The organism is Variovorax sp. FG153, from assembly GCF_057809595.1.
On sequence record NZ_JBMDKG010000003.1, the window covers coordinates 12,485 to 32,943 of the forward strand.

Below are 20,459 nucleotides of genomic sequence, written 5' to 3' on the forward strand. Positions count from 1 at the left end.
CGCCTTGTCCTGAACATCGAACGAAGCAGGTTGGCACGATGAAGTTGTTTCCCTCCGGTCACGCCACCCATCCGCAATGGCGCATGGCGGCCGGCCTCGTGCTGGCCCAGCTGCGTGCGCAGATGGCGCTGCCCGACTACGCCTCGGCACCCACCCTCGGGCTGCTCTACATCACCGACCACTATGCGGTCGACGCGCAGGAGATCCTCGACCACCTGAGCGCCGAGCTGCCCGAGGTGACCGACTGGGCCGGCACCGTTGGCGTCGGCGTGTCGGCCAACAATGCCGAGTACTTCGACGAACCCGGCCTGAGCCTGATGCTCTGCGCGCTGCCGAGCGACCAGTACCGCGTGTTCTCGGGCGTGGCGCCGCTCGCCAGCTCCGAGATGAGCGGTTTCGAGGCCCACACGGCGCTGGTGCATGCCGATCCCGCCACCCCCGACCTGACCGAGCTCATCGGCGAGATGGCCGGGCGCACCGACACCGGCTACCTGTTCGGCGGCCTTTCGTCGGGCCGCGGCGGCGCGTTGCAGTTCGCGGTCGGCGGCAACGGCAACATCCGCGGCCAGGGCGCGGCCGGCGGCGTGTTCTCGGGCGGCCTGTCGGGCGTGGTGTTCGGCGAGGGCGTGCGGCTGGTGTCGCGCGTCACGCAGGGCTGCCAGCCGCTGCGCTCGGGCAGCGCGCGCGAGCGCGAGATCACCGAGGCCGACGGCAACCTCGTGCTGCAGCTCGACGGCGAGCCCGCGCTCGACGTGCTGCTGGCCGACCTGCAGGTCTCGCTCGAGCGGCCGCAGGAGGCCATCGAGGCCGTGCGCGCCACCCTGGTGGGCCTGGTCGATGCTGGCAGCGATGGCATCCGCCGCACCGGCGACCTCGGCGCCGACGTGCTGGTGCGCCGCATCATCGGCCTCGACCCCACGCGCCGCGGCATCGCGATCGCCGACGTGGCCGAGGCCGGCATGCGCCTGAGCTTCTGCCGCCGCAACGCCCAGGCCGCGCGCGCCGACCTGATGCGCATCTGCGCCGAGATCCGCGAGGAGCTCGAGCCCGAGGAACAGACCCTGGCCACCGCGCGCGCCGTCGCCGCCGGCGAGGCCGAGGCGGCACCGCATCCCGCGCGGCGCATCGCCGGCGCCGTCTACGTGAGCTGCTCGGGCCGCGGCGGCCCGCACTTCGGCGCGCCCGGCGCCGAGCTGCAGATCGTGCGCCACGCGCTGGGCGACGTGCCGCTGGTCGGCTTCTTCGCCGCGGGCGAGATCGCGCGGCACCACGTGTATGGCTACACGGGGGTGCTGACTGTGTTCACGGCGGACTGAAGTCGGGATCGGACAGCCGAACGCGGAAGGAAGACCAAGGAGCGCAGAAGTCGCGAAAGAAGGCCATCAAGAAATTTCTTGGCGGTTGCTTTTGCGTCCTTCGCGAAACCTTCGCGTCCTCTGCGTCCGGCAACCCGCTTTCCGGGCCTCAGCCCAGCGCGGGCCGCGCCACGCCCGCCACGGGCCGGGGCAGTCCCGTGAACGCGAAATCCACCTCCGGCACCAGCCCGCTCACGATGCGCGCGATCGACTTGCCCGAGCCGCAGGCATGGGTCCAGCCGAGCGTGCCGTGGCCGGTGTTGAGGTAGAGGTTCGCGAGTTTCGTGCGGCCGATCAGCGGCACGTTGCTCGGCGTGGCCGGGCGCAGGCCGGTCCAGAACTGGGCTTGCGTGGTGTCGCCGGCGCCGGGGAAAAGTTGCTCGACGCGGCGCACGATGGCTTCGCAGCGCACGCGGTTGAGGTCGCGGTCGTAGCCGTTGAGCTCGGCCGTGCCGGCGATGCGCATGCGGTCGCCCGACTCCGAGGTGTAGCGCGAGAACACCAGCTTGTATTCGTCGTCGGTCAGCGAGACCTGGTAGGCCTTGCTCGCGTCCTTGACCGGCAGCGTGACCGAATAGCCCTTGGCCGGATAGATCGGCAGCCGGATGCCCAGCGGTGCCGCCAGCAGCGGGCTCAGCGATCCCATTGCCATCACGAAGGCATCGCCGCGGATGCGCTGGAAGCGGCCCTCGGCGTCGGTGGCCTCGACGTGGTCGATGGCGCCGCCCACCTCGCGCAGCGCGGTGATGGTGTGGCTCATCAGGAACTTCACGCCGGCCTCGGCCGCGCGCTTCGCGAGTTCGCGCGCGAAGCGGTTGGCGTCGCCCGATTCGTCCTCGGCCGTGTAGGTGGCACCGGCCAGCCGGGGCCGGATATGGGCCAGCGCGGGCTCGAGCTTCACGGCCTCGTCGGCCGAGATCACCTGGCGCTCGCAGCCCAGCGCGCGCATCTGCTCGGCGGGCGCGAGGGCGCCGTCGAACTCCTTTTGCGTCGTGTAGAAGTGCAGGATGCCCTGCGTGCGCTCGTCGTAGCGGATGCCGGTGTCGCGGCGCAGCTGCTGCAGCGTGTCGCGGCTGTAGGTGCCCAGGCGCACGATCTGCTCGATGTTGTGGCGCGTGCGCGCGGGCGTGCACTCGCGCAGGAACTGCAGGCCCCAGAGCCACTGGCGCATGTCGGCGCGGATGCGGAACAGCAGCGGGGCGTCTTCCTTGCCCAGCCACTGCAGCACCTTGAGCGGCGCGCTGGGATTGGCCCAGGGCTCGGCATGGCTCACCGAGATCTGGCCGCCGTTGGCGAAGCTGGTCTCGGCGGCCGGCGTGGCCTGCCGGTCGATCACGGTCACGTCGTGGCCGAGTTGCTGGAGGTAGTAGGCCGAGGTCACGCCGAGCAGGCCGGCGCCCAATACGATCACGCGCATTTCAAGTACCTTTCGAGGTCGAAGCGCTTGAACGGCTTGAAGGTCGTGCTACTGAATAGATAGCGCGCAACCGGACGGCCGTCCAATTGCCGCTCCCCCTGTCCTCGGTACCTGAGAGTTTCATCCGCTGCACCTTGCAGCGGACTTGCTCCTTCGGCGCAGCACGGCCGCGATGGGCGATGTGCTGGCTCTCCAGACGGCGTTTCAGTGGTTGCAGTACAGGTCCCGCGCGAAGCGTGGAGCCGACCTGAGCGTTTATGGGAGTTTGCGCCTTCGGTGGGGCTGCCTGCGCGATGCATGCGGCCCGCTCTCCTGCAATGGGTGGCGATTGTAGGCGGGCCCTGCGCACCGGCCAACCCCGGGATTCGGCCTTGCGCACGGGTGGGATAATCCATGCCCGGCCGCGCCCGCGCGGCTGCAGGCTTCGACCACGCGACTCAGCAATCACACAGCACAGGGGACTCCATGATCCTGGTTACCGGCGGCGCCGGCTTCATCGGCGCCAATTTCGTCCTCGACTGGATCGCGCAAGGCGACGAACCGGTCGTGAACCTCGACAAGCTCACCTACGCCGGCAATCTCGAGACCCTGGCCTCGCTCAAGGACGATCCGCGCCATGTCTTCGTGCAGGGCGACATCGGCGACAGCGCGCTGCTCGACCGCCTGCTGGCCGAGCACAAGCCGCGCGCGGTGGTCAATTTCGCGGCCGAGTCGCACGTGGACCGCTCGATTCACGGCCCCGAGGATTTCGTGCAGACCAACGTGCTCGGCACCTTCCGCCTGCTCGAGTCGGTGCGGGGTTACTGGAACGCGCTGCCGGCCGATCCGAAGGCGGCCTTCCGCTTCCTGCACGTGTCGACCGACGAGGTCTACGGCTCGCTCTCGAAGACCGACCCGGCCTTCACCGAGGAGAACAAGTACGAGCCCAACAGCCCCTACTCGGCCAGCAAGGCCGCGAGCGACCACCTCGTGCGCGCCTGGCACCACACCTACGGCCTGCCGGTGCTCACCACCAACTGCTCGAACAACTACGGCCCCTTCCATTTCCCCGAGAAGCTGATCCCGCTGATGATCGTCAACGCGCTGGCCGGCAAGCCGCTGCCCGTGTATGGCGACGGCATGCAGGTGCGCGACTGGCTCTACGTCAAGGACCACTGCAGCGCGATCCGCCGCGTGCTCGAGGCCGGCCGGCTCGGCGAGACCTACAACGTGGGCGGCTGGAACGAGAAGCCGAACATCGAGATCGTGAAGACCGTGTGCGCGCTGCTTGACGAACTGCGCCCGCGCGCCGACGGCAAGGGCTATGCCGAGCAGATCAGCTACGTCACCGACCGCCCCGGCCATGACCGCCGCTACGCCATCGACGCGCGCAAGCTCGAGCGCGAGCTCGGCTGGAAGCCGGCCGAGACCTTCGACACCGGCATCCGCAAGACGGTCGAGTGGTACCTCGCCAACGGCGACTGGGTGCGCAACGTGCAAAGCGGCGCTTACCGCGCCTGGGTCGAGAAGCAGTACGACGCGAAGGCCCCTGCATGAAGCTGCTGCTGCTGGGCAAGGGCGGACAGGTCGGCTGGGAACTGCAGCGCAGCCTCGCGCCGCTGGGCGAACTGGTCGCGCTAGATTTCGACAGCACCGACTTCCACGCCGACTTCAGCCGGCCCGAACAGCTGGCCGACACCGTGCGGCAGGTGCGCCCCGACGTGATCGTCAATGCCGCCGCCCACACCGCCGTCGACAAGGCCGAGAGCGAGCCGGAGTTCGCGCGCAAGCTCAACGCCACCTCGCCCGGCGTGGTGGCGCAGGCCGCGCAGGAGATCGGCGCGCTGATGGTCCACTACTCGACCGACTATGTCTTCGACGGCAGCGGCACCGCGCCCTGGAAGGAAACCGACGCGACCGGCCCGCTGAGCGTCTACGGCCGCACCAAGCTCGAGGGCGAGCAACTGGTGGCGCGGCACTGCGCGAAGCACCTGATCTTTCGCACCAGCTGGGTCTATGCGGCGCGCGGCGGCAACTTCGCCAAGACCATGCTGCGGCTGGCCAGGGAACGCGACAAGCTGACCGTCATCGACGACCAGTTCGGCGCCCCCACCGGTGCCGAGCTGCTGGCCGACATCACGGCCCATGCCATTCGCGCCACCTTGCAGGACCCGTCCAAGGCCGGGCTCTATCACGCGATCGCGGGCGGCGAGACCACCTGGTACGGTTACGCGCGCTACGTGCTCGAACTCGCACAGCAGGCCGGTGTCGAGCTCAAGGCCGGGCCGCAGCAGGTCGAGGCCGTGCCGACCAGCGCCTTTCCCACGCCGGCCACCCGGCCGCACAACTCGCGCCTCGACACCTCGAAGCTGCAGGCCGCCTTCGGGCTGGTGCTGCCGCCGTGGCAGAACGGCGTCGCGCGCATGCTGCGCGAGATCCTCTGAGCGCGCATCGCGCGCCGGACCCGAACCCCTGAAGAGAAGACACCAACGATGACCATCCAGACGACGCAGCGCAAGGGCATCATCCTGGCCGGCGGCTCGGGCACGCGGTTGCATCCGGCCACGCTCGCGATCAGCAAGCAGCTGCTGCCGGTGTACGACAAGCCCATGATCTATTACCCGCTGAGCACGCTGATGCTCGGCGGCATGCGCGACATCCTCGTCATCAGCACGCCGCAGGACACGCCGCGCTTCCAGCAACTGCTGGGCGACGGCAGCCAGTGGGGCCTGAACCTGCAGTATGCCGTGCAGCCCAGTCCCGACGGGCTCGCGCAGGCCTTCATCATCGGCGACAGGTTCGTCGGCAATTCGCCGAGCGCGCTGGTGCTCGGCGACAACATCTACTACGGCCACGACTTCGTGCACCTGCTGTCCGATGCCGATGCGCAGGCCAAGGGCGCGACCGTCTTCGCCTACCACGTGCACGACCCCGAGCGCTACGGCGTGGTGGCCTTCGATGCGCAGGGCAAGGCCAGCAGCATCGAGGAGAAGCCGCTCGAACCCAAGAGCAGCTACGCCGTGACGGGCCTCTACTTCTACGACAACCAGGTCGTCGACATCGCCAAGGCCGTCAAGCCCAGCGCGCGCGGCGAGCTCGAGATCACCGCGGTCAACCAGGCCTACCTCGACCTCGGCCAGCTCAACGTGCAGATCATGCAGCGCGGCTATGCGTGGCTCGACACCGGCACGCACGAGAGCCTGCTCGAGGCGGGCCAGTTCATCGCCACGCTCGAGCACCGTCAGGGCCTGAAGATCGCCTGCCCCGAGGAGATCGCCTGGCGCAACGGCTTCATCGATGCCGCGCAGCTCGAGAAGCTCGCCGCGCCGCTCGCCAAGAGCGGCTATGGCAAGTACCTGCAACGCCTGCTGAAGGACGAGGTGCGTTCGTGAAAGTCACCCCTACCGCGATTCCCGACGTTCTCGTCATCGAGCCGAAGGTGTTCGGCGACGCGCGCGGCTTCTTCTTCGAGAGCTTCAACGGCAAGGCCTTCGACGAGGCCGTGGGGCGCCATGTCGAGTTCGTGCAGGACAACCATTCGCGCTCGGCCAGGGGCGTGCTGCGCGGCCTGCACTACCAGATCCAGCAGCCGCAGGGCAAGCTGGTGCGCTGCGTGCGCGGCGCGGTGTTCGACGTGGCGGTGGACATCCGCCGCTCGTCGCCGACCTTCGGCCGGTGGGTGGGCGAGGAGCTCAGCGAGCACAACCACAAGCAGCTGTGGGTGCCCGCGGGGTTCGCGCACGGCTTCCTGGTGCTGACGGAGACGGCGGAGTTTCTCTACAAGACGACCGACTATTACGCGCCGGTGCATGAGCGGGCGATCCGCTGGGACGATCCGAGCCTGGCCATCGCCTGGCCCGAACTCGGCGCGGCCTTCACCTTGTCGGACAAGGACCGCGCGGCGTCGACCCTGGACGGCGCCGAACTGTTCGCCTGACGACTTCGCCCGCTGGACTCAGGCGCTGGCGCCCGGCGGCGCGTAGCCGTCGACGACTTCCATGATCTGGTCCGCGGTCACCTCCCACGAGGTGATCCGGTACTGGGTGGCGATCAGCTTTTCCCGCGCTTCCAGCGCCGCGGAATCGGCGCAGTAGTGACGAATCTTCTCGGCCCACTCCGGCACGTTCCACGGGTCCGCATAGTCGATGATGTCGCCCGCGATCTCGGGCACCGAGGCTGCGTGCGACGCGAGGCAGAACTTGCCGTGCGCCAGGCTCTCGGCGACCGGCAGGCCCCAGCCTTCGTACAGCGATGGATAGAGGGTGAACAGGCAACGCTGGTAGAGCAGGTTCAGCTCGACATCGGTGACGTTGTTCAGGATCACGATCCTGTCCTCGACCCGCAGGTCCTGCTGCAGCGAGGCCATGAAGTCGTCGACCCGCCAGCCCTGCATGCCGACGAACACCAGCTTCGGTGCGTCGAAGCCCGATTCGAGCAGGCGCAGGTAGGCCCGGTAGAGCGTTTCGTGGTTCTTCCGGATCTCGACGGTGGAGACGAACAGGAGGAAGCGTTCGCCGGCGAGCTTTCGAACGGCGCTCGAATAGTGTTCCTCTCCCACGACCTTCGGCAGCGTGTCGCCCTCGCGGATCACCGTCATCGGCGGCATCGGCGTTTCGATCTCGCGCAGCAGTGCCTTCAGGTCCCGGGCCGTGCATTGGGAATTGCACAGGATATGGTCCGAGGCCCAGGCCATCGTCGCGTAGAAGCTCGCGAAGAACTGGGCCTTGCCAGCCTGGTAGAAGTGCGGGAACAGGACCGGAATGATGTCGTGGATGACGTTGACGACCTTGAAGGCGCTGCGCTTCTTCTCGCGATAGAGGCAGGCCATCTTGTTGCCGTGGTCCCAGTCCAGGCCCATCGTGAGATAGAAGTCGCCCGGCTGGAACAAGCCGGGCGAGCTCGGGCCCGCGCCCTGCGCCGGCACGAGTCCCGCGGGACCCTCGGCGGCAACCAGCGGCACCAGTCGTGCCGCCTTCCATTCGTGATACGCGAAGGCCAATGTGCGGCGCACCGCGATCATGCGGCGCCGCACGCCCGACTCGTATCTGGCGGGCAGCGCGCTCAAGGTGCCCAGCACCGCCTTGCGCAGAAGCCGTTCCAGCCGCCGTGCCAGGCGCACCGGCGGTGGCCCCGATGCGGCTTCGGGTGCCGCCGGTTGCGAGGCCTTGCGGGTCGCCGCGGCCTGCTCGTCGGAGGCGCGATTCAGGATGGCCCAGGCCTCGCTCTGCGGCATCTCGAAGAACTGCTCCTTGCCCCAGTCGAAGACGCACAGCCGCACCCGGTCCGGCCATTTGGTCAGCATCCAGCGGCAGCATTCCTGCTCCATCCGGACGATGCCCACGGGCGCGCGCGTCCAGTGGAGCGAGGTGGTGAAGTCGAGCCAGAGGGTGCGTCGCTCAAGCATGGGCATGGCGTGCGAAGGTGGCGAGGAGGTGGGTGGGCATCGGTGCGAGTGTCGACTCCCAGAGCAGTCGTCGTCGGTGGTTCAGCACGGCCTCGCCGATGGCGAGGCGTTCGCGGTGCAGCAGCTCGAACAGCCGGGCGCGGAACGCATGCGGATCGTCCTCGACGAAAACGCCGGGGTCTCCGATGAAGTCCTCGAAGCCGCGGAACGCCGTCGAGGTCCCGATCACGTAGGCGCCGGTCAACAGTGCTTCGGCCGTCTTGATGTTGGATCCGCCGCCGGCCGTGATCGGCAGGATGTAGACGTGGCCGAGGCGGCGCAGCGCCACGATGCCCGCGTCGTCGACGATGCCGAGGCGCAGCGTGCGGTCGTCGTTGATGCCGGCCCAGCGCCTGTACTCGCGATGCTTCTCGAGCAGGCTCGTGACGCCCCCCGCGATGACGAGCTTGCGGTCCGGTGGGAGGAAGGCCAGCGACTGGCTGAAAACCGAAAAGAATCCCACCGCGTTGGGCGGGTGCGCACTGCTCACGAAGACCGCGAACGGTTCCCGCGGCAGGGCGCGCTTCCACGTCTCGATCGCGTCGGGCGAGGCGTCCGGTGGCGAAGTACCGTTGGGCGCGAGAACGGCGTCTTCGCGCTGGCCGAGCTCGTTGAGATAGGCCTGGTCGGCGGCGGTGACAGCGAAGACGATCTCCGCTTCCAGCGTGATCTCGCGCTCCAGCGCGAGGATGTCCTCGCCATGCTGCGCGACCAGCGCCTCGGTCGCCCCCGACTGCGCGAGGATCTGCCGCTTCATCGCGTGCTCGATGTTGTGCGCCGAGTGGACGATCCGGGGGCGATGCTCCTGCGGCCCGAGTTCGGCCAGGCAGGCGCGCACCAGTGGCCACAGATAGAGGTGGTCGATCTGGATGAAGTCGTAGGGCTTGCTGCGCAGCACGCGAAGCAGTGCATCGCGGGCCTGCCGGGTGGTGGCGATGTGCAGTCCCCAGAGATGGTCGTAGACGACGTGCTCGCACTCTTCCAGCGGCCGGCCGCCCAGGGTGCCGGGCAGCACGATGTCCGTCGTCGCATGCCGCGGGTAGGAGCCCTCGGGAAAGAAGCCGACATAGTCCACCTCGATGCCGGCCTTCCTGTACGCCTCGTAGATGTGCCGCGTCCTGAGCTGCCCGCCGTGCCGGGGCTCGATGATCGGGAAGGTGGCAATGATGAGGACTTTGGCTGCGGACATGAAGGCAATGGCTCCTGGCGACGACGGCATGGACTGCCCTTGCGGCGGGCGGGTCAGCGGTCCGCCCCGGACGATCGGATGAAGCGGGCGCACTCCGGCGGTGCGGCCCGCGCGGGAATCAGAAGGACTTGCCTTCGGCGTTGCGCCGCAGATCCGCTTCCACCATCATCGTGCACAGCTGTTCGAGCGTGGTCCGCGGCGCCCATCCGAGCTTTTCCTTGGCGCGCGCCGGATTGCCGATCAGCAGGTCGACTTCGGCCGGGCGATAGAACTTCGGATTCACGCGCACCAGCGTCTTGCCCGACTGGATGTCGATGCCGACCTCGTGCTGTTCCTCGCCTTCGAAGCGCAATTCATAGCCCGCCGCCTTGAACGCCATGTCGACGAACTGGCGAACGGTCTCGGTCCGGTTCGTGGCCAGCACGAAGTTGTCGGGCGTGTCGGCCTGCAACATCATCCACATGCCTTCGACGTACTCCTTGGCGAAACCCCAGTCGCGCTTGGCGCCCAGGTTCCCGAGCTCGAGCACATCGGCCTTGCCGAGCTTGATCTTGGCCACGCCGTCGGTGATCTTGCGCGTCACGAACTCACGACCGCGCAACGGACTTTCGTGGTTGAACAGGATCCCGCTGCAACCGAATATGTCGTAGCTTTCCCGGTAATTGATCGTCATCCAGTGCGCGAAGAGCTTGGCGACGCCATAGGGGCTGCGCGGATAGAACGGCGTGTCCTCGACCTGCGGAATGGCCTGCACCTTGCCGAACATCTCCGAGGTGGATGCCTGGTAGAAGCGGATGCCTGGATTGGTCAGGCGGATCGCCTCGAGCAGGTGCAGCGCACCCATGCCCGTGATCTGCGCCGTGGCATCGGGCTGGTTGAAGCTCACGCCCACGAAACTTTGCGCCGCGAGGTTGTAGACCTCGTCGGGTGCGGTTTCCTTCATCAGCATCAGCGAATTGCCGAGGTCGGTCAGGTCGTATTCGACGAGGTGGAGGTCGGGATGGTCCTGAATGCCCAGTTCCTCGATGCGCCAGAAGTTCACCGAGCTGGTTCGGCGATAGGTGCCGTAGACCACGTAGCCTTTGTTCAGCAGCAACTCGGCCAGATAGGCCCCGTCCTGCCCTGTGACGCCCGTGACGACCGCGCGCTTTTTTGTCATGAATATCCTCTCGAAACGAAGCGGCGCCTTGTTGGCCCGGAACACTCAATTGTGCCCCAACTGCCAGTGCGCTCCGGCCGCCGGAACCGGTGCGGACTCGCCGTCAGGAAAGTCCGGATCGGCCTGACCTAGAATTTGTCATCGTGCAATCGCTGCCGCTCAGGGTGGCCGAAATTCCAAGAATGACTGAACAAAAACCGCGGCTCGCGCTGGACCTGGATGTCCTGACCGAGGGGGGGAAGACCGACGCGTACCGGGTGTGCGAGAGACTTTGCGAGGGCTTGGCCCGGTCGCCGCAATTGGCCGTGCAATTCATGGCGGATGCGATGCGCGTGGCAGATGCGGATGCGCGTCTTCGCTCTGCCGGATTCGTTGCTTCGCTGCAGCCGATCGAGGCACTTCCCTCCAGGAAGACCGATATTGCACTGTCGTTCTTTCGGCCGGAATCGCAGGGCTGGCGCGAGGATCGCACCGTTGTGCATGCTCACGTCATTTACGACTTGATTGCAATCGCACGGCCCGAACTCTTTTCTCCGGCCGTAGCAAAAAGCGCTCACGATCTGGTATCGAGCCTCGATCAGCGCTCATTGGTATTCACCTTGTCGGAATTCGCGCGGCGGCAATTGCTGCGTTTCCGGCCGGATCTCAGTCCCGCCCAGGTCGCGGTCATACCGCCGGCGGTGAGTGCCTGGTTCGAGCCCTGCGAGGATGCCGCGCGCCGGGCTGCTGCGCGCTCGAAACATGGCGTTCCCGCGGCCGTGCCCTATGTGGTGGCGAGTGCATCGGCGCAGCCCTCCGAGGTGCTCGATCGACTGGTGCGCGCATTCCTGCAGGCGGCCGACCATGCGTCCGCGAGCGATCTCCACCTGGTGCTCGTGGCCGATCCGGACGAGCAGTCCTCGGCCATCGGGGCCGCGCTCGCTTCCGCCGGCGAGCGGCGGGCGCGAATCCTCGTCGTGCCGGCAGCACGGATCGAGAACGCGGATCTGGCCGCGCTCTATGGCGACGCCCTGTGCTTTGTCGACCTCTTGCAAGGCGCGGGCGCTGGCCTGGCACCGCTCGAGGCGATGGCGTGCGGCACGCCCGTCGTGTGCGCTGGCGATGCGGCCTTTGCGGAAACGGTGGCCGATGCCGGCGTGCTGGTGGAGGCCCGCGATGTCGACGCCGCGGCTCGCGCGATCGCGCAGTTCGCGGTCTCGCCGGAGGCGCGGCAAGCTGCGGCGGCGAGCGCGCTGCGGCGTGCGCGCACCTTCGATCGCGCGCATTGCATCGAGCGCGTGACGGCGGTGCTGCTGGATGCCTGCGAGCGCTACCGGGTCTGGCCCTCGTCCCTCCTGTGGCAACGGCAGACCGGCCCGGTGCGCGAGGGCCGCGCGCCGGTGCTCGAGCAAGGGCCGTCCCCCCTCGCCACCTACCTGGCCTACGAGAACGGCGCCCAGGGGCCGGACTTCGGCATCCCCTTGAGCACCCTCGAGGCGCCGGGCCGGGAATGGCCCCTGTGGCGCGACACGCTCGCGGCCTCCGGGGCGGCGGGGCGCGTCGAAGGCGGCCTGCGCACACGCGGTGTCCTGAAGTCCGGCACGCCGGACGAACCCCTGATCAGCTACGTGACCGTGGTGCGCAACAACGTTGCAACACTGGAACGGGCCATCGAGAGCGTGCAGCGCCAGACCTATCGCAACGTGGAGCACATCGTGCTCGACGGTGCATCCACGGACGGCACGGTGGACCTGATCCTGCGCCATGCCGAGCGATTGGACTACTTCGTCTCCGAACCGGACCGCGGACTCTACGACGCCATCAACAAGGCGGTGCCGCTGGCGCGCGGGCAATTGATCTGCATCCTCAATTCCGACGACTGGCTCGAGCCGCATTCGGCGGAGATCGCCGTGCATCGCATGCGAGGCCTGATGGACGCTCCGACGCTGCTGTTCACGGGCGCCCTGGTGCATGAAGTCGGTGGCAAGCCGGTCGTCGAATGGCCGCCGGCTTTCGTCCATCCCGGCAGCTATTTCACTTGCGCCAGCGATTGCCACAACGGCATCTATGCCACGCCCTCGGCCTACGAGCATTCGGGGCCTTACGACGCCAGTTACAAGATCGCGGCGGACTTCAAGTGGATCATGACCAGCCTCGATGCGGGCATCCGCTTCGTCTACACCCAGGAGGTCGCGATCCATTATTCGCTGGGCGGAACCTCGGGCGATGCCGTGGGACACAGCCGGGACTGCCTGCGCGTGGTCAGCGACCGCTTTCCGTTCCTGACGCGCGAAGAGGTGCGCGGTCTCTACGACGGCTACTTCGGTTTCGAGCATCAGTTGCCCGATGAGCCGGTGCCGAGAAGCGAGTCGTTGACGCTCTTCCTGCGGCGCGTCTTCGCGGACCACGTCGACCGCCCCGATTTCCAGACGGCGGTGGCCTGGGCGGCCATGGTCACGCTGCAGCATCCCAAGGACACCCCGGCGGCCGTGCCCATCGCGCCGAACGCGGTGCCTTCCATCCGCCGTTCCGCGAAGGACCTGGCCAAGGGGCTGCTGCATCGTTCTCCGTTCCTCTACAACGTGGCGGTCCGTTGCTACGCCCGGCTCCGGAGGTGAACGAGATGGCGCGCATCGCCTATGTGGACCATTCGTACCACCGCTCGACGCTGTCGACGGGTTTCCTCGTCGAGATCCTGCAGCGTCGCGGGCATGTGGTCGACCGCTTCTGGGACGAGGCCTGGCGCGGGGGCGCGCCGGTGCCCTGGTCCGACGTGCAGGGATATGACGTGGTCATCATGTTCCAGTCCTATTGCACGCCGCCCGCCAGGCATTTCCGGCACGTGCATCCCAACGTGATCTACGTTCCCATGCTGGACCAGTTCGCCTTGTGGCAGGGACCGGTGACGCCCCTCTCGGAATTCTGGGAGCCGTTCCAGGGTTCGAAGGTGCTGAACTTCTCCACGGCATTGCACGGCCTGACGAAGAGTTTCGGCATCGCCAGCCACTTCGTCCGCTACTACCAGCCGACGCGCCCTCCCGTGGCGCCGTCGGAGGGATTGCACGGCTTCTTCTGGGTGCGCCGGCAATCGCAGCTGCCCTGGGACTCGATCCGGCGCCTGATCGGAACGGCGCGCTTCGATTCGATGCACCTGCACCTGGCCGGCGATCCGGGATCGCCGCCGTCCGAAATGCCGCCCGAGGAAGACATCGCGCGGCATCGCATCACCACCTCCACCTGGTTCGAGGACAAGAAGGATCTCGAGGCCGTGCTGGATCGAGCCAATGTCTTCTTCGCGTCCCGCCTCGACGAGGGGATCGGGCAGGCGTTCCTCGAAGCGATGGGGCGCGGTCAATGCGTGGTCGCGCCGAATCAGGGCACGATGAACGAATACATCCTGCCGGGCTTCAATGGCCTGCTCTACGAACTCGATGCATTGCAGCCGCTGGATTTCTCGCAAGTGCATGTCTTGGGCGCGCGCGGCTGGGAAAGCGCGCGAGCCGGCCGCGTGCAATGGGAAGAGGCCGAGGAAGCGCTGATTCGTTTCATTCTGGCGCCGAGCGAGGGCCTCTATGCCGGCAAGTACCAGCATCCTTCCGTTCATGTCCAGGGTGCCGCCGCGGCCGGCGCGGTGAAGGTGGATGTGATGTCGCGCAAGATCGCAACCAGGTTGCGTCGCGTGGCTGGTTACGCTTTTTTCAGAAAGACGCGCTCGCTCTGGCATCCTCTGTTGCAATGGATGCGGCGACTCGTATCGCGCTAAAACCCCAGACCTCGATTCCAGGTACCCTCCAATCCAGAAACCTGGAGAACCCATTGCCATGACAACAAGAAAAGTCTTCGTCGCCGGACACAGCGGTCTGGTCGGATCCGCCACGCTGAAGGCACTCGCCGATCGCCCCGACATCGAACTGGTGACAGCCACCCATGCCCAACTCGATCTCGAGGACCGGGCTGCCACACGCGATTTCTTTCTGCGCGAGCGCCCCACCCATGTGGTGATGAGCGCGGCCAAGGTCGGCGGCATTCTGGCCAATTCGAACTTCCCGGTCGACTTCCTGCACAAGAATCTGCGCATTCAATTGAACGTGTTCGACGCGGCGCACGAAGCGCAGATCGAGCGGATGATCTTTCTCGGTTCCTCCTGCATCTATCCGCGGGACTGTCCGCAGCCGATTCGCGAGGACTATCTGTTGACCGGACCGCTCGAAGCCACCAACCGTCCGTATGCGCTCGCGAAGATTGCCGGCGTCGAATCGTGCTGGGCATTCAATCGGCAATACGGGACCCGCTATCTCGCGCTGATGCCCACCAACATGTATGGCCCCGGCGACAACTACCACCCGGAACATTCTCATGTGCTTCCCGCGTTGATCCGGCGCTTTCACGAAGCCAAGCTGCGCAACGATCCGTCGGTGATGGTGTGGGGCTCGGGAAATCCGCGCCGGGAATTCATGTACTCGTCGGACCTGGGCGAGGCGATCCTCTTCCTGCTGACCTTGCCGCAGGATCGATTTGCCGAGTTGACGCGTGCCGATGTGACGCCGCTGATCAATGTCGGCGTCGGCACCGACGTCACGATCCGCGAGGTGGCCGAGCGCGTGAAGCAGGCCGTGGGCTATACGGGGGAATTGCGCTTCGATGCGAGCAAGCCCGATGGCACGCCGCGCAAGCTGCTCGACGTCCAACGCATGGCCGCGCTGGGCTGGACCGCGAAGACATCGCTGGAGACCGGTCTGCAGGCAGCGTACGCTGATTTCCTGCAGCGGCATGGGTAAGCCGCAGGGCTCGCTGAAACGCAGCGCCCTCTGGGCCGCCCGGGGAGCATGGTGGCTCGTCACGCCCTGGCGCTGGCCGGAGCGCGTGCGCTTCATGCGCGCGCGCGCGGCCGCCGAGCTTCGCGAGCTCGAACTCGCCCGGTTGCTTGCGCGCACGACCGAACGCGGCGCATCGGCCGCTTTCATCGAACCGGTCGATCTCTTCGACAACGAGGCCGTCGCACGCCGCGTCGACCTGCCGTTGGATTCGATTTTCTGGCCGCCGGTCTCGGCGAGCGAGGTGGTCGATCTGCCATCGGCGGCGCGCTTCTGCATCGGCCTGTGGCGTGAAGACGATCAGCTGCGACAGCGATTTCCGCGCGCCTTTTCCGCGGATGCGTCGTCCTTCCTCGCTTCCTTGGGTGAATCGGATGGTCGAGGATTCGGCCTGTCTCCCGCCGCGCTGGCGCAATTGCAGCAGTTGCTGCGGTCGGACTTCGCGAGCCGCGCGCGTCAATACCTGCTCGTCGATTTTCCCGCGCGCGCCGAATTGCCCGACGGCTTGTTGCCGACCGGCAATGCCGAATTGCTGCGCTGGTACCTGCGCCATGCAAGATTCGATGCCAACCTGAGTCTCGAGGAAGTCTGGTGGCTTTTTCTCGAAGCCGCCCAGGACCCGCAGCGTGAACTCACGCGTGCCTATCTGTTCACGCCCGCCTGGCAATCGGAGCACCCCGATGCCCTGACCGTCTTTGGCCGGGAGGGGTTCGTGGCCTGGTTCAGGTCGGCATTCGGCGCCGATGGGAACTGGCTCGATGTCGCCCATTGGCCCGAATGGCAGGCGCCCGCCATGCAGCTTCGCATCGGCTATGCGGCGCATGGCGATTGGCGCGAAGCATTCCCGGATGCGTTGTTCTCGGCGGATCGCGCGCGCGAATGGCTGTCCTGGCTCGCATCGCTCGAAGGCCCGCTGGACGAGGCGCCGCGCAACTGGTGCCGGCAATTGGACGTCGATGCCACCGTCGAGGCGCTCATGCGGCCGGGCGCCAACATCGTGGGGCACTTCTGCTATCCCTCGGGCCTTAGGGTGTCCGCCGAAAGCCTGGTCCAGGGATTGGCCGCGGTCGGCATTCCCGCCTCGCTGCGCGACCTGCACACGGACTTCACCGACGATCCGCGGCATGTCGATTTCGACGGAATGGAGTGCCATGACGTCACCATCATCCATGCCCAGCCGGTGCCTTTCTTCGAGCGGGCTTTCGAGCTTGCCAATCTGAGCGAACGCGTACCGCGCACCTATCGCATCGCCTACTGGTATTGGGAATTCGACACCATTCCCGTGTCATGGCTCGAGCAGGCCGGAACCGTCGACGAGGTGTGGACCGCCACCGAGTTCGTGGCGCGCGGGCTGCGCGAGCGCCTGCCGGTGCCCGTGCGCACGCTGTTCCCCGGCGTGAAGCTGGCTCCCTTCGAGCCACGCGGCCGCCGACATTTCGGCCTGAGCGATGATCGCTACACCTTCGTCTTCAACTTCCACATGATGAGCGTGATGGAGCGGAAGAATCCGCTGGGTTTGATCCGCGCGTTCAGGCAGGCCTTCCGGCCCGACGAGCCGGTCGAACTGGTGCTCAAGACTTCATCGGGCGAGCGCCATCCGCAGCAGTTCCAGCAGTTGCGCGACGCGGCTGCGCAAGCCGGCGTCACGCTGATCAACGAGGTCTACAGCGCGGCGGACGTGCTCGCGCTGATCGATGCCTGCGATGCCTACGTTTCCCTGCACCGCAGCGAAGGGCTGGGGCTGACGATGGCCGAGGCGATGCTGCTCGGGAAGCCGGTGATCGCCACGAACTTTTCAGGCAATGTCGATTTCATGGACGAGGACAACAGCCTGCTGGTTCCCTATGAGATCGTGACGCTTCACGAGGCCATACCGCCCTACGGTGCCGGACTGAAATGGGCGCAACCGTCGGAAGCGCATGCGGCGCAATTCATGCGCCGGCTCTACGAGAACCAGGCATGGGGCCGCGAGCTCGGTGCTCGTGCACGCGAGAGCGCCAGAACGAGCATGTCCCTCGAGGCCAGCGGCCGGCGCGTACGCGCGCGGCTGGAAGAAATACGCGCGGCCCGCGGCCCCGCGCGGCATCCCGGCTGATCATCGTCTGGTCCGCCCGCGAGCAGGCGGAGCGGTTCAGGACTCGGGCTCGGATCGGGACTCGGAGACGATCCGGCCGTGCTCGAGGTGGATCACGCGATTGCATTCCTTTGCAATCAGATCGGGCGAATGAGAAGCCAGCACCAGGATGCCCGATTTGGTCACCACTTCGCGCATCCGCTTCTCGGCCTTCTCGGTGAATTCCGCATCGCCGACCGACAGCCATTCGTCCATCAGCAGGATGTCGGACTGGATGCTGGTCGAGATCGAGAACGCCAGCCGCATCAGCATGCCGGTGGAGTAGGTGCGCACCGGCATGTTGACGTACTCGCCGAGGCCGCTGAACTCGCAGATGTCCTGCGTCAGCTTGTCCACCTGCTTGCGGCTCATGCCCATCACGAGGCCGCGCAGCATGATGTTCTCGATGCCCGTGGCATCGACCTCGATGCCGAGCACCGGATCGATCAGGCTGGAGACGGTGCCCTGGCGCGTGAACGAGCCCGAGGTCGGTTCGTAGACGCCCGCGAGGGTGCGCAGCAGGGTCGACTTGCCCGCGCCGTTGTGGCCGACGAGCCCGAGCCGGTCGCCGCTGCGCAGCTCGAAGCTGACGTCGCGCAACGCCTGCACGACCGTCACGCCGGTCTCCTTGCCGAGGCGCCCACCGGTCACCGAGGCGGCCAGGGTGTTGCGAAGCGAACTGGCACCGGCGCCGTAGATCGGGAAGCTGACGGAGACGTTCTGGAGGGAAATCAGGGCCATGGGCAATCAGAGCCAATAAACGACGCGGCGTCGGTACTTCACGAACAACAGGCTGGCGCCCACGATGCTGACGACGGTCCAGCACAGGATGCCGAGCCAGTCATGCACGCTGGCCATGCCGCCCATCAGCGGGGTGCGCAGCAGGTCGAGCATCTGCGCCAGCGGATTCCACAGCACGTAGCGCGCGCGTCCCGGCAGGTTCTCGGGCAACCAGAACACCGGCGTCAGAAACATCAGCATCTGCATCAGGCTGGTGACGATCTGCGTGATGTCGCGAAAGCGCGTGCAGACCAGGCCCAGCACCAGGCCGATGGCGTGTGCGTTCACCAGCAGCAGCAGGAAGGCGGGAAAGAACAGCAGCACGTGCCACGACAGCGAAATGCCGGCCCACAGCGCCACCGGTACGTACAGCACGATCTGGTGGGCGAACTGGATGATGTTGCGCCCGAGGCTGCGCCACACGAACAGCGTGATCGGGAAGTAGCCCTGCTTCAGGTAGTGCGAGGAATTGACGAAAGTGTGGCAGGCGTCGGTGACGATGCTGGAGAACAGCCCCCAGAAGATCACGCCGAGCGCGAGGTGGGGGAAGAAGCGCGACAGCTCGGTGCCGAACAGCGCGCTGTACAGCGGGCCCATGCCCGCGATCATCACGCCCATGCTCAGCGTGAGCCAGATCGGTCCGAGCAGCGAGCGGCGATAGCGCAGGACGATGTCGAACCAGGCCAGGGTCCACCAGATGTCGACGCGGCGGGATCCTTCCCACCAGTCGGTCCACGCGTTGCGATGAAGATTCGAATGTGCTGTTGCGCTCATGCTCGCCCATAGGTGTCCGCGAGGCGGACGATGTCGTCTTCTCCCAGGTAGCTCCCGCACTGCACTTCGATCAGCACCAGCTCTTCGTGGCCGGTGTTCGTCAGGCGATGTTTTTCCTGGAGTGGAATGTAGCGGTATTGGCCGCGCACGGTCTCGTGCTCGACCTCGCCGATCTGCACGATGCCTTTGCCTTGGACCACGACCCAGTGCTCGGCGCGCTGGTGGTGGTATTGCAGCGAAAGCGACTGGCCCGGCTTGACCGTGATGCGCTTGACCTTGTAGCCGTCTTCTTCCTTGAGCGACGCATAGGTGCCCCAGGGACGATGGACGGTGGCCGGCAGCTGAACGGTCTCGTGCTTGCGCGATTTCAGCAGGTCCACGACCTTCTTGACCTGCTGCGCGCTGTTCTTGTGCGCCACCAGCAGCGCGTCGGGCGTGTCGACGATCACGAGGTCATGGACGCCGAGCGTGGCCACCACCTTGGCGCCATGGCTCTCGACCTGGACGTGCGTGCCGGTGGTGTCCACGGCCACGACGTCATCCGGCAGCGTGTTGCCGTTGGCATCCGCCGGATGGGCACTCGCCACGGCGGGCCAGGAGCCCACGTCGTTCCAGGAGAACTTGGCGGGCACCACGTGCACGTTGTCGGCCCGCTCCATGACGGCGTAGTCGATGCTGATGTCGGGTTGCAGGCCGAAGGTGTGCAGGTTGAAATCGAGGGTGCTGCCGTTGCGCGTGGCATTGCCCATGGCGTTGCGGGCGGCACGCAGAACCTCGGGGGCCTGCTTTTCGAACGCGGCCAGGATGCTGGCGGCGGTGAAGCAGAACATGCCGCTGTTCCAGTAGTAGCGCCCGGTTGCCAGATATTCCTGGGCCGTGGCGAGGTCGGGCTTCTCGACGAAGCGCTTGACCGGCTGGCTCTGGCGCGAGACGCGGTCGACCTCGACGTAGCCGAAGCCGGTTTCGGGCGCGGTGGGCGCGATGCCGAACAGCACCAGCGAGCCCTCGTTGGCCAGTCGGAAGGCTTCGCTCGCGCTGGCGACGAAGGCCTCGACGTCGGGGACGAGGTGGTCGGCCGACAGCACCAGCATCACCGTATCGCCACCGAACTGCTGTTCGCATTGCAGTGCAGCAAGCGCGATCGCCGGCGCGGTGTTGCGGCCCTTGGGCTCGAGCAGATAGGTGGTGTCCGGCGGATCGCTCATGCCGTCGAGCACGTCCTTGGTCAGGAAGAAGTGATCCTTGTTGGTCACGATCATCAGATCGCCCGTGCCGCAGGCCTGGCCCCGCTCGATCGCCTGCTGCAGCAGGGTCGAGCCCCCGAGCTTCATGAAAGGCTTCGGGAAGGCCTGGCGCGAAGCTGGCCATAGTCTCGATCCGGCGCCTCCCGACAGCACGACTGAAAGCACCCGCATTTTTCGAACCCTGTTTCTTTATGGAGCGATAATTTTACCGAC

16 protein-coding genes and 1 riboswitch are annotated in these 20,459 nt (G+C 66.6%); of the genes, 9 read left to right on the top strand and 7 right to left on the bottom strand.

Annotated elements, in window-relative coordinates:
- Nucleotides 1-38: 38 nt before the first annotated feature.
- On the top strand, nt 39-1,316 hold the full coding sequence (locus ACODT0_RS05315) for an FIST signal transduction protein (protein ID WP_489040791.1): 1,278 nt from the start codon (nt 39-41) through the stop codon (nt 1,314-1,316).
- Between the two features lie 148 nt (nt 1,317-1,464).
- Here the strand turns inward: ACODT0_RS05315 and ACODT0_RS05320 are convergent, their stop codons facing one another.
- Nucleotides 1,465-2,772 carry a D-amino acid dehydrogenase gene (locus ACODT0_RS05320; RefSeq protein ID WP_489040792.1) on the bottom strand — a complete coding sequence of 436 codons (1,308 nt, stop codon included), beginning with the start codon at nt 2,770-2,772 and terminating at the stop codon, nt 1,465-1,467.
- Between the two features lie 88 nt (nt 2,773-2,860).
- Nucleotides 2,861-2,978: riboswitch (glycine riboswitch) on the bottom strand.
- 259 nt (nt 2,979-3,237) lie between these two features.
- Between ACODT0_RS05320 and rfbB the strand changes: the two genes are divergently transcribed.
- Genes rfbB through rfbC form a run of 4 tightly spaced genes read left to right on the top strand, consistent with a single transcriptional unit; the run spans nt 3,238 to nt 6,688 of the window.
- Nucleotides 3,238-4,308 (top strand): dTDP-glucose 4,6-dehydratase, encoded by a 1,071-nt coding sequence (gene rfbB / locus ACODT0_RS05325; protein ID WP_489040793.1) that lies wholly within the window; start codon nt 3,238-3,240, stop codon nt 4,306-4,308.
- Nucleotides 4,305-5,195, top strand: a complete 891-nt coding sequence (gene rfbD / locus ACODT0_RS05330; RefSeq protein WP_422098118.1) for a dTDP-4-dehydrorhamnose reductase — start codon at nt 4,305-4,307, stop codon at nt 5,193-5,195. The genes rfbB and rfbD overlap by 4 nt, the downstream gene beginning before the upstream one ends.
- A gap of 48 nt (nt 5,196-5,243) precedes the next feature.
- Nucleotides 5,244-6,143 (top strand): glucose-1-phosphate thymidylyltransferase RfbA, encoded by a 900-nt coding sequence (gene rfbA, locus ACODT0_RS05335; protein ID WP_261214956.1) that lies wholly within the window; start codon nt 5,244-5,246, stop codon nt 6,141-6,143.
- Entirely contained in the window at nt 6,140-6,688 is a 549-nt protein-coding gene (rfbC, locus tag ACODT0_RS05340; RefSeq protein ID WP_057590916.1) for a dTDP-4-dehydrorhamnose 3,5-epimerase, read from the top strand. The genes rfbA and rfbC overlap by 4 nt, the downstream gene beginning before the upstream one ends.
- A gap of 18 nt (nt 6,689-6,706) precedes the next feature.
- On the opposite strand, the gene ACODT0_RS05345 is transcribed toward rfbC, so the two are convergent.
- From ACODT0_RS05345 to gmd, 3 genes are all read right to left on the bottom strand, one after another.
- A complete protein-coding gene (locus ACODT0_RS05345) occupies nt 6,707-8,155 on the bottom strand; it encodes a glycosyltransferase family 4 protein (RefSeq protein WP_172705328.1) in 1,449 nt (482 codons plus the stop codon).
- Nucleotides 8,148-9,383: a glycosyltransferase gene (locus tag ACODT0_RS05350; RefSeq protein WP_489040794.1), complete on the bottom strand. Its 1,236-nt coding sequence runs from the start codon at nt 9,381-9,383 to the stop codon at nt 8,148-8,150. Before ACODT0_RS05350 ends, ACODT0_RS05345 begins: the two co-directional genes overlap by 8 nt.
- Before the next feature lie 118 nt (nt 9,384-9,501).
- On the bottom strand, nt 9,502-10,542 hold the full coding sequence (gene gmd / locus ACODT0_RS05355; protein ID WP_057590919.1) for a GDP-mannose 4,6-dehydratase: 1,041 nt from the start codon (nt 10,540-10,542) through the stop codon (nt 9,502-9,504).
- Nucleotides 10,543-10,685: 143 nt separating this feature from the next.
- On the opposite strand from gmd, the gene ACODT0_RS05360 reads away from it, so the two are divergent.
- Genes ACODT0_RS05360 through ACODT0_RS05375 form a run of 4 tightly spaced genes read left to right on the top strand, consistent with a single transcriptional unit; the run spans nt 10,686 to nt 17,430 of the window.
- Nucleotides 10,686-13,139 carry a glycosyltransferase gene (locus tag ACODT0_RS05360; protein WP_489040795.1) on the top strand — a complete coding sequence of 818 codons (2,454 nt, stop codon included), beginning with the start codon at nt 10,686-10,688 and terminating at the stop codon, nt 13,137-13,139.
- 5 nt (nt 13,140-13,144) lie between these two features.
- The gene (locus ACODT0_RS05365; RefSeq protein WP_057598495.1) at nt 13,145-14,284 is read left to right on the top strand and encodes a glycosyltransferase; all 1,140 of its coding nucleotides are present in this window, start codon (nt 13,145-13,147) and stop codon (nt 14,282-14,284) included.
- Between the two features lie 58 nt (nt 14,285-14,342).
- Nucleotides 14,343-15,299, top strand: coding sequence for a GDP-L-fucose synthase family protein (locus tag ACODT0_RS05370; RefSeq protein ID WP_057590922.1), 957 nt, complete (start codon nt 14,343-14,345; stop codon nt 15,297-15,299).
- Entirely contained in the window at nt 15,292-17,430 is a 2,139-nt protein-coding gene (locus ACODT0_RS05375; RefSeq protein WP_489040796.1) for a glycosyltransferase family 4 protein, read from the top strand. The genes ACODT0_RS05370 and ACODT0_RS05375 overlap by 8 nt, the downstream gene beginning before the upstream one ends.
- Before the next feature lie 36 nt (nt 17,431-17,466).
- Here ACODT0_RS05375 and ACODT0_RS05380 read toward each other — a convergent pair whose 3' ends face one another.
- The 3 genes from ACODT0_RS05380 to ACODT0_RS05390 are packed head-to-tail and all read right to left on the bottom strand — an operon-like array spanning nt 17,467 to nt 20,417.
- Nucleotides 17,467-18,189, bottom strand: coding sequence for an ABC transporter ATP-binding protein (locus ACODT0_RS05380; RefSeq protein ID WP_057590923.1), 723 nt, complete (start codon nt 18,187-18,189; stop codon nt 17,467-17,469).
- Nucleotides 18,190-18,195: 6 nt separating this feature from the next.
- Nucleotides 18,196-19,002 (bottom strand): ABC transporter permease, encoded by an 807-nt coding sequence (locus tag ACODT0_RS05385; RefSeq protein ID WP_057590924.1) that lies wholly within the window; start codon nt 19,000-19,002, stop codon nt 18,196-18,198.
- Complete coding sequence (locus tag ACODT0_RS05390) at nt 18,999-20,417, bottom strand: mannose-1-phosphate guanylyltransferase/mannose-6-phosphate isomerase (RefSeq protein WP_057590925.1); 1,419 nt, start codon at nt 20,415-20,417, stop codon at nt 18,999-19,001. Before ACODT0_RS05390 ends, ACODT0_RS05385 begins: the two co-directional genes overlap by 4 nt.
- Nucleotides 20,418-20,459: the final 42 nt, after the last annotated feature.

What these genes read in the sequence shown, in the direction of transcription:
- ACODT0_RS05315 (WP_489040791.1), top strand. Translation starts at nt 39, where the DNA reads ATGAAGTTGTTTCCCTCCGGTCACGCCACCCATCCGCAATGGCGCATG.
- ACODT0_RS05320 (WP_489040792.1), bottom strand. Translation starts at nt 2,772, where the DNA reads ATGCGCGTGATCGTATTGGGCGCCGGCCTGCTCGGCGTGACCTCGGCC.
- rfbB (WP_489040793.1), top strand. Translation starts at nt 3,238, where the DNA reads ATGATCCTGGTTACCGGCGGCGCCGGCTTCATCGGCGCCAATTTCGTC.
- rfbD (WP_422098118.1), top strand. Translation starts at nt 4,305, where the DNA reads ATGAAGCTGCTGCTGCTGGGCAAGGGCGGACAGGTCGGCTGGGAACTG.
- rfbA (WP_261214956.1), top strand. Translation starts at nt 5,244, where the DNA reads ATGACCATCCAGACGACGCAGCGCAAGGGCATCATCCTGGCCGGCGGC.
- ACODT0_RS05345 (WP_172705328.1), bottom strand. Translation starts at nt 8,155, where the DNA reads ATGCTTGAGCGACGCACCCTCTGGCTCGACTTCACCACCTCGCTCCAC.
- ACODT0_RS05350 (WP_489040794.1), bottom strand. Translation starts at nt 9,383, where the DNA reads ATGTCCGCAGCCAAAGTCCTCATCATTGCCACCTTCCCGATCATCGAG.
- gmd (WP_057590919.1), bottom strand. Translation starts at nt 10,542, where the DNA reads ATGACAAAAAAGCGCGCGGTCGTCACGGGCGTCACAGGGCAGGACGGG.
- ACODT0_RS05365 (WP_057598495.1), top strand. Translation starts at nt 13,145, where the DNA reads ATGGCGCGCATCGCCTATGTGGACCATTCGTACCACCGCTCGACGCTG.
- ACODT0_RS05370 (WP_057590922.1), top strand. Translation starts at nt 14,343, where the DNA reads ATGACAACAAGAAAAGTCTTCGTCGCCGGACACAGCGGTCTGGTCGGA.
- ACODT0_RS05375 (WP_489040796.1), top strand. Translation starts at nt 15,292, where the DNA reads ATGGGTAAGCCGCAGGGCTCGCTGAAACGCAGCGCCCTCTGGGCCGCC.
- ACODT0_RS05380 (WP_057590923.1), bottom strand. Translation starts at nt 18,189, where the DNA reads ATGGCCCTGATTTCCCTCCAGAACGTCTCCGTCAGCTTCCCGATCTAC.
- ACODT0_RS05385 (WP_057590924.1), bottom strand. Translation starts at nt 19,002, where the DNA reads ATGAGCGCAACAGCACATTCGAATCTTCATCGCAACGCGTGGACCGAC.
- ACODT0_RS05390 (WP_057590925.1), bottom strand. Translation starts at nt 20,417, where the DNA reads ATGCGGGTGCTTTCAGTCGTGCTGTCGGGAGGCGCCGGATCGAGACTA.